This is a genomic window from Winogradskyella ouciana, assembly GCF_009709615.1.
Classification (GTDB): domain Bacteria; phylum Bacteroidota; class Bacteroidia; order Flavobacteriales; family Flavobacteriaceae; genus Winogradskyella; species Winogradskyella ouciana.
The window spans coordinates 1-230 of the sequence record NZ_WJYA01000338.1; the positions used below are offsets into that span (position 1 = coordinate 1).

Genomic DNA, 230 nt, shown 5'->3' on the forward strand with positions numbered 1-230 from the left:
GGCTGTCCAGCGATTGGCCCGGGCGGCCTCTATACAGACGAATTGCTTGAAGCAGTCAAGTACATCGCACAACAGCCCAATGTTGCCGGGATTGAAATTGTTGAAGTCGATCCTACCCTCGATTTTCGAGATATGACAAGCAGAGCTGCAGCTCATGTTCTGTTACACGCATTAAAAGGAATGAAACTCTCCCCATTCAAGTGATCTTCTGGCAGGTTGTATTTTGGGTA

Annotated in this window: 1 protein-coding gene; it reads left to right on the top strand. The window is 47.8% G+C overall.

The annotated features are described in order from the left end of the window. A partial coding sequence (locus tag F1003_RS19300) for an arginase family protein (RefSeq protein ID WP_202913953.1) occupies window positions 1–204 on the top strand: 204 nt, incomplete at its 5' end. Between the last annotated feature and the right edge of the window lie 26 nt (window positions 205–230).